Source organism: Streptomyces sp. NPDC002130 (genome assembly GCF_040296465.1).
In the GTDB taxonomy this organism is placed as follows: domain Bacteria; phylum Actinomycetota; class Actinomycetes; order Streptomycetales; family Streptomycetaceae; genus Streptomyces.
Genome location: NZ_JBEOXI010000354.1, coordinates 1 through 6,815, shown reverse-complemented (window position 1 = coordinate 6,815; position 6,815 = coordinate 1). Strand labels below are relative to the sequence as shown.

Genomic DNA, 6,815 nt, shown 5'->3' with positions numbered 1-6,815 from the left:
GCCCTCGGCCACACCGTCCTCGCCTCACCGATCGCGGTCCTGATCCTGATCGCCACCCTGCGCGGGATCGACGAACGGCTGGAGGACGCAGCGGCGAGCATGGGCGCCGGCCGCCTCACCATCGCCCGGAAGATCACCTTTCCCCTGGCGGCGCCGGGAATGATCGCGGCGGCGATCTTCTCCTTCATCACCAGCTTCGACGAGTTCTACATCTCCCAGTTCCTCTCCTCGGTCGACACCGTCACCCTGCCGGTGCAGGTCTACAACTCCCTCACCTTCGAGATCGACCCCAGCGTGACCGCGGTCAGCGCGATCCTCATCGCCTTCGCGATCCTCGCCCTGGGCCTGGTGGCCCTGGTGCGCTGGCTCGGCTCCGGACGGCAGGAATCCCTGCTCTCGGTCGAGAACACGGTCGGCGTCGCCAACCCCGGAGGCGAAGCCGTATGACCACCCACCGATCGTGCCCTCTCAACATCCTGCGATCAGCGAAAGAGCCGCGCGCATGACTGACACTCTCACCGCTCCCTCAGGGGAGTCGGCAGTCCTCGAATCCGTCCCCCGTGGCTTCCTCGCCCACGACTGGCAACCCGCCACCGATGGTCGCACCTTCGAGGTGCGCAACCCCGCGACCGAGGAAGTCATCGCCACCGTCGCCGACTGCGGCGCTGAAGACGCGGTGAAGGCACTGGACGCGGCGGCCGCGGCCGCCGACCAGTGGGCCCTCACCAGCCCCCGAGGCCGCGCGAGAGTCCTGCACCGGATCACCGACGCCATGACCGAGCACCGTGAGCGTCTGGCCCGGATCATCAGCCTGGAGATCGGCAAGACCATCACCGAAGCGCGGGGCGAAGTCGACTACGCCGCGGCCTATTTCCGCTGGTACGCCGAGGAGGCGGTCCGCCCGCACGGGAGGAGCACACCTTCCCCGGACGGCAGGAGCCACATCGTCACCGTCGCCGAACCGGTCGGGCCCTGCCTTCTGATCACTCCGTGGAACGTGCCGCTGGCCATGGCCGCACGCAAGGTCGCCGCCGCCCTGGCCGCGGGTTGCACCGCCCTGCTCAAGCCGGCCGCGCTCACCCCGCTGTCCTCACTGGTCCTCGGAGAGCTGGCCCGTGAGGCCGGTGCGCCCGCAGGTGTCCTGACTGTGATAACCAGCAGTGACGCGGCCGCAGTCAGTACGGCGCTGCTGGCCGATCCCCGGCTGCGCAAGCTCTCCTTCACCGGGTCCACCCCGGTCGGCAGGCTGCTGCTTCAGCAAGCCGGTGCCCGGGTGCTGCGCACTTCGATGGAGCTGGGCGGCAACGCGCCGTTCCTGGTCTTCGACGACGCCGACCTCGACCTCGCGGTCCGCGAAGCGATGATCGCGAAGATGCGTCTGGGCGGCCAGTCCTGTGTCGGCGCCAACCGGTTCCTCGTCCAGGAGGGCATCGCCGACGCGTTCGCCGCCGCGCTGGGCGAACGGATCGCCGCCATCCGGGTGGGTGCCCCGGACCGAGAGGACACCGAGCTCGGCCCGCTGGCCGACCACCGCGCGGTGGACAAGGTCCGTCACCTTGTCGAGGACGCGGTGGCCCGCGGTGCCGTCGTCGTCGGCCAGGCGGACATCCCCGACGGGCCGGGTCACTATGCCGCCCCGACCGTGCTGGACCACGTCCCCGCCGACGCCGCGATCATGCACGAGGAGGTCTTCGGACCTGTCGCCGCCATCCACCGGTTCTCCACCGAGGCCGAGGCCATAGCGGTGGCCAACAACACCGAGCACGGCCTCGCGTCGTATGTGATGACGTCCCACATCGACCGCGCCCGTCGGGTCGCCGCCCGTCTGGAGGCCGGAATGGTCGGCATCAACCGCGGCCTGGTCTCCGAGGTCGCGGCGCCCTTCGGCGGGGTCAAGCAGTCCGGTCTGGGCCGCGAAGGCGGGCCGGAAGGCCTCCACGAGTACCAGCAGCTCAAGTACCTGTCGATGCCCGGCTTCAACACCTGAGCAAGCCGACACGAGCGCGTGGCTCGCCCGCGCCCGGGCCGGGCAACGCGGTGATCGCGGTGACGATCCCTTCCGCGACGTCCACTGGCGGGCGCGGCCAAGTCCGCTCCGGGTGGCCGCCGGGCTCCTGCGACGGCCTGGGGAAAGGGGCGTCACTGGAACGCATACGGAGCATCTGGGAGGACAACTCCCAGATGCCGATCAGCCGCTCCCGGCGTGGTGTTGAGGTTGCCCGTTCTTCGCGGCCATCCGGGTGAGGCCGTGGACGGCTCCGCGCTGGTGTCGACTCGGGCGCCAGGCCGCCAGGCCGCCAGGCCGCCAGGCCGCCAGCATCGTCCAGCAGACGAAGGTGCGATGGGTCCAGTGGTCACACTGGTGGGGAATCGTTTTCGAGCCGGCTCGTCTGGGCCCGCAGCCATGCCGTCAGCCGGCGGACGCGTCCGTCCTGCTCGGGTGATCGACGGCTGAGGAGGTGGTAGCTGGTGCCGTCGGGGACGAAACCGAAGGGTGCGACGAGTTGCCCTCGCTCCAGGTCGTCGCGGGCGACTGCATACGGGGCGATTGCGACACCGACGCCGGCCGCGGCGGCCTGGAGGGTCAGGTAGAAGTGTTCCAGGGTCTGCTGAGAGGCGGGCTCTGCTTTCATGCCGGTGATACGTCGCCAGTCGTCCCACGCCTGCGGCCGTGTATCGGTGTGCAGAAGGGTTACCTGCCATACGCCGGCGGCGCCGGTCAGGCGGGTCGCGAGATCGGGCCGGCAGACGGGTCCGATCCGCTCTGCGAACAAGCGGGTCCTGCTTGCCTCTTCGGGGAACGGGAAGTCGTCCCGGCGGATCGCGAGGTCGATGTCGTCCCGTTCGAAGAAGACAGGGCCGCCGCCTGCGGACAGGTGGACGGCGACGTCCGGCACGTTCACGGCCAGATCGGGGAGCCGGGGAATGAGCCACCGCATCAGGAGTGTGGGCTCACACGAGAGGGTGAGCGGTCCTGCGGGTGTGCGGTGTGAGATCTGCCGGGCTGCCGCATCGATCTGATCGAGCGCGTCCCGGACGACGGCCGCCAGCTGGCGAGCCTGAGGGGTCGGGCGCAGGGCGCGCGTCTGTCGCTCGAACAGCGATATTCCGAGGGACCGTTCAAGGTTCTGGATCTGTCGGCTCACCGCGCCGTGCGTGACGTGCAGTTCCTGCGCCGCCGCGGTCATGCTCGCGTGGCGGACGGTCGCCTCGAAGGGCAGCAGCGTGTTCAGAGGAGGAAGGGCCGACCATCGCATGCGTGAATTCTACTCACAGGTCCTGTGAGAATGAATCGTTTGTCCTGCTCTTTCATCTGAACGACTATTGATCTGGTCACAGACAAAAGTGGCGGACAGAGAGGTGGGGCATGACATTCCGCGACGACGTGCGGCGGCGTATCGCCATCCTGGCGGATGATCTCACCAGCGCAGGGGACGGGGCCGCGCCGTTCCGCCAGGTGGGCCACGACGCCCGGATCCTGCTGACCACCCCAACAAGCATGCCGCCACACACCGTGGGCGTGAGCGCGGTGGACCTCGGGAGCCGGGTCCTGGACGAGGAGACCGCCGCTTCGCGTACGCGGCGGGCGGCCCGCCTGCTCGCCGGCTCCGAGTTGCTCTTCAAAACGGTGGATTCCACTCTGCGCGGTCATGTCACGGCAGAGGTCCGGGCCGCATGGGCGGGATCGCGGAGGCGGGCCGTCGTCATCGCTCCGGCCTTCCCCGCGGAGGGCAGGATGACGGTGAAGGGGGTTCAGTACGTGCGGGGCGTACCGGTCCACCAGAGCGACTACGCCCGCGACCCGGTACACCCCGTGCGGTGCTCGGACCTCGCCACGCTCTTCCCGGAGGCCGTTCCAGGGCAGCCAGACCGGGCAGCCGAGCTGCCCGAACTGATCGCGAACGGTGACCTCATCGTCTACTCCGCAGCCGAAGACGGCGACCTCGACCGTCTGGTGGCAGCGGTGCCACGACTTGACGACGTGTTGTGGGTCGGTTCCCCAGGTCTGGCAGCCGCCCTGGCCCGAAGGTGTGCACGCGCTTCGGACAGCGCTGCGTCACTGCTCGCCCCGCCACCACCGGTCCGACGCCCGCTGATCGTGGTCGGCAGCACCAACCCTGCGACCCGACGGCAGTTGGCCGAGCTGCACACCAGGGTGGACGTCCAGGGTGTCACCGTCAGCGTCGATCCGGCCCCGGCCGTGGAGACGCTGCGAGGCCTGACGGCCCCCGTCCTCACGCTGCAGACACCCGATGAACGCCACACGCCGCACACCGCACAGGCACTCGCCCGCTCTCAGGCGGCAGTCGTCCAGGCGTTGACCGAGGACCACACGGTCGACGCACTCGTCATCACCGGGGGAGAAACGGCCACCACCGTTCTCCAGCCCTTGGGTGCCACCGGCATCGACCTGCTCGACGAACCGGAACCCGGCGTCGTCCGCGGATCCCTGGTCGGCCGACTCCACCTTCCCGTGGTGATCAAGGCGGGCGGCTTCGGTGACGACGCCATGCTCCTGCGCCTGTGCCACCTCATCCGACATCGTCCCGACCCAGGAGAGCACGCATGACCCCGATCGCCATCACGATGGGCGACCCCTGCGGAATCGGCCCCGAGATCACCCTCAAAGCGTGCGCCGATGCCCGGCGCACGGTGCCCGTCGTCGTCATCGGCGACATGGACGTCCTCGCCCGCGCTGACAAGATCGCCGGCACCCACCTCGCACTCCACCCCATCTCATCGGTCGACCAGGCGAAGTTCGCACCCGGCACGGTGGACGTCCTTGCCGAGAACGGCCTTCCGGCCGACCTGCCCTGGGGCGCACTCGATGCCCGGGCCGGAGCGGCGTCCTTCCAGTACGTCCGCCGCGGTATCCAGCTCGCGATGGCCCACGAGGTACGCGCTCTGGTGACCGCGCCGATCAACAAGGAAGCACTGCGCATGTCCGGCGTCCCTTACCCCGGGCACACCGAGATCCTCGCCGATCTGTCCGGCACCACGGACTACGCGATGATGATGGCCACCGACGAACTGCGGATCGTCCTGGTCACCGTGCATCAGTCACTGCGCACCGCGATCGACGCGATCACCACCCCGCGCGTACTCGACATCATCCGACTCACCCACCGCACACTCCAGCGCAGCGGCCTGCCCGTCCCCCGCATCGCCGTCGCAGGCCTCAACCCCCACGCAGGGGAGAACGGCCTGTTCGGGCGTGAGGACCTGGACATCATCACCCCCGCCATCCAGACCGCGCAGAGCGAAGGCATCCAGGCCAGCGGACCCTGGCCCGCCGACACCGTCTTCATGCGAGCCCGCGCCGGGGCCTTCGACGCCGTGGTCGCCCAGTACCACGACCAGGGCCTCATCCCCGTCAAGTACCTGGGGATCGAACACGGCGTCAACATCACCATCGGCCTGCCCTTCGTCCGCACCAGCGTCGATCACGGCACCGCCTTCGACATCGCCGGTCTCGGCACGGCCGACCACACCAGCCTGCTCGCCGCCCTGACCCAGGCCGACCGCCTGTCCTCAGGGGCACCGGACCGCCCCTGACTCACCGACTCACATCAGCCCGGCAAGGAAACAGAAGGACACCATGGACTTCATCTTCATGCTCACCCGCGACGACCGCACCGTCACCGACTGCCTCGAAGTCCTCGACACCATCGAGGACCTCGGCATCACCCACATCGGATTCAAGGACATCGGTGTCGACCCCGACACCCTCGCCAAGCTCCACACCCGCATCAAGAACATGGGCGCCACCACCTACCTCGAGGTCGTCAGCATCGACCGGGACCAGGCCCTCGCCTCGGTACGGACGGCCACCGAACTCGGCGTCGACTGGCTGATGGGCGGCACCTGGATCGAGGAGACCCTCCACCTCCTGCACGGCACGTCCATCGGCTACCTGCCCTTCGCCGGAGAACCCCTGGGGCACCCCACCCGGCTCGCCGGCACCCCGGACCGCATCGCCGATGACTGCCGACGAGCGGAGGCCGCGGGCTGCGCCGGCGTCGACCTCCTCGCGTACCGCGCCACGGATGCCGATCCTCTCGACCTGGTTCGCGCCGCCCGCGCCGCCACCACCGGCCGTCTGGTCGTCGCCGGCTCGATCAGCGACACCGACCAGATACAGACGCTCGCATCAGCAGGAGCCGACGCCTTCACCATCGGGTCCGCCGCCTTCGACGGCTCTTTGCAGCCTCACGCCGGCACCCTCCGGTCCCAACTGGCCCCCGTGGTGAGTCTGTAGCGTGAGCCGCCCCGGGAACCCAGAAGCGAGGAGACGCGGAGCTTCCCCATACGTGGGGACGTGGTCACCGCTTCGCGGTTCGGGATGAACCGGCATCCGCCCTGCACGATGACCGGTCAAGGTCACGGGCGAAGTGAGGTCGAGTCACGCGGCCATCCGCTGGACCTCTTGACTCCCCCCGGAGCCAGTGCCATTCTCTGTGCCAGATAATAGCACAGCATACCACATTGTGGCACAAGGAAGTTCGGGTTCGGAGACGGGTCCCCGAACCCGGGACGAACACGACCCTTGGGCCCCAAGGGCGCGCCCCCTCCAAGCCGCCACAAAGCATCCTCACGCTCGGGCACAGCTTGCGGCCCGGCGTCACGAAAGGAAAGTCCTGTGTCAGCTGCGAGGAAGCGCGTCGCGGTCGTCGGCGTGGGAACGATGGGCAGCCAGGCCGCCTGGCGGCTGGCGGCCCGGGGTGCCGAGGTCGTGGGCTACGACCGGTTCGCGCCAGGTCACGACCGCAGTGCCGCAGGCGGCGAGACCCGGGTCTTCCGCAGTGTGCAGACCC

7 protein-coding genes are annotated in these 6,815 nt (G+C 69.2%); 6 read left to right on the top strand and 1 reads right to left on the bottom strand.

Annotated elements, in window-relative coordinates; genetic code table 11:
• Positions 1–447, top strand: a 447-nt coding sequence (locus ABT116_RS38005) for an ABC transporter permease (protein ID WP_351643958.1), incomplete at its 5' end; no start/stop codon positions are given.
• A gap of 55 nt (positions 448–502) precedes the next feature.
• Positions 503–1,987, top strand: a complete 1,485-nt coding sequence (locus ABT116_RS38000) for an NAD-dependent succinate-semialdehyde dehydrogenase (RefSeq protein WP_351643956.1) — start codon at positions 503–505, stop codon at positions 1,985–1,987.
• Positions 1,988–2,354: 367 nt separating this feature from the next.
• Here ABT116_RS38000 and ABT116_RS37995 read toward each other — a convergent pair whose 3' ends face one another.
• A complete protein-coding gene (locus tag ABT116_RS37995; protein WP_351643953.1) occupies positions 2,355–3,257 on the bottom strand; it encodes a LysR substrate-binding domain-containing protein in 903 nt (300 codons plus the stop codon).
• 110 nt (positions 3,258–3,367) lie between these two features.
• On the opposite strand from ABT116_RS37995, the gene ABT116_RS37990 reads away from it, so the two are divergent.
• The 4 genes from ABT116_RS37990 to ABT116_RS37975 form a co-directional block, all read left to right on the top strand.
• A complete protein-coding gene (locus ABT116_RS37990) occupies positions 3,368–4,570 on the top strand; it encodes a four-carbon acid sugar kinase family protein (RefSeq protein ID WP_351643950.1) in 1,203 nt (400 codons plus the stop codon).
• On the top strand, positions 4,567–5,556 hold the full coding sequence (gene pdxA / locus ABT116_RS37985; protein WP_351643947.1) for a 4-hydroxythreonine-4-phosphate dehydrogenase PdxA: 990 nt from the start codon (positions 4,567–4,569) through the stop codon (positions 5,554–5,556). The genes ABT116_RS37990 and pdxA overlap by 4 nt, the downstream gene beginning before the upstream one ends.
• Before the next feature lie 43 nt (positions 5,557–5,599).
• Positions 5,600–6,259: a HisA/HisF-related TIM barrel protein gene (locus tag ABT116_RS37980; protein ID WP_351643945.1), complete on the top strand. Its 660-nt coding sequence runs from the start codon at positions 5,600–5,602 to the stop codon at positions 6,257–6,259.
• A gap of 288 nt (positions 6,260–6,547) precedes the next feature.
• A partial coding sequence (locus tag ABT116_RS37975) for an NAD(P)-dependent oxidoreductase (RefSeq protein WP_351643943.1) occupies positions 6,548–6,815 on the top strand: 268 nt, incomplete at its 3' end.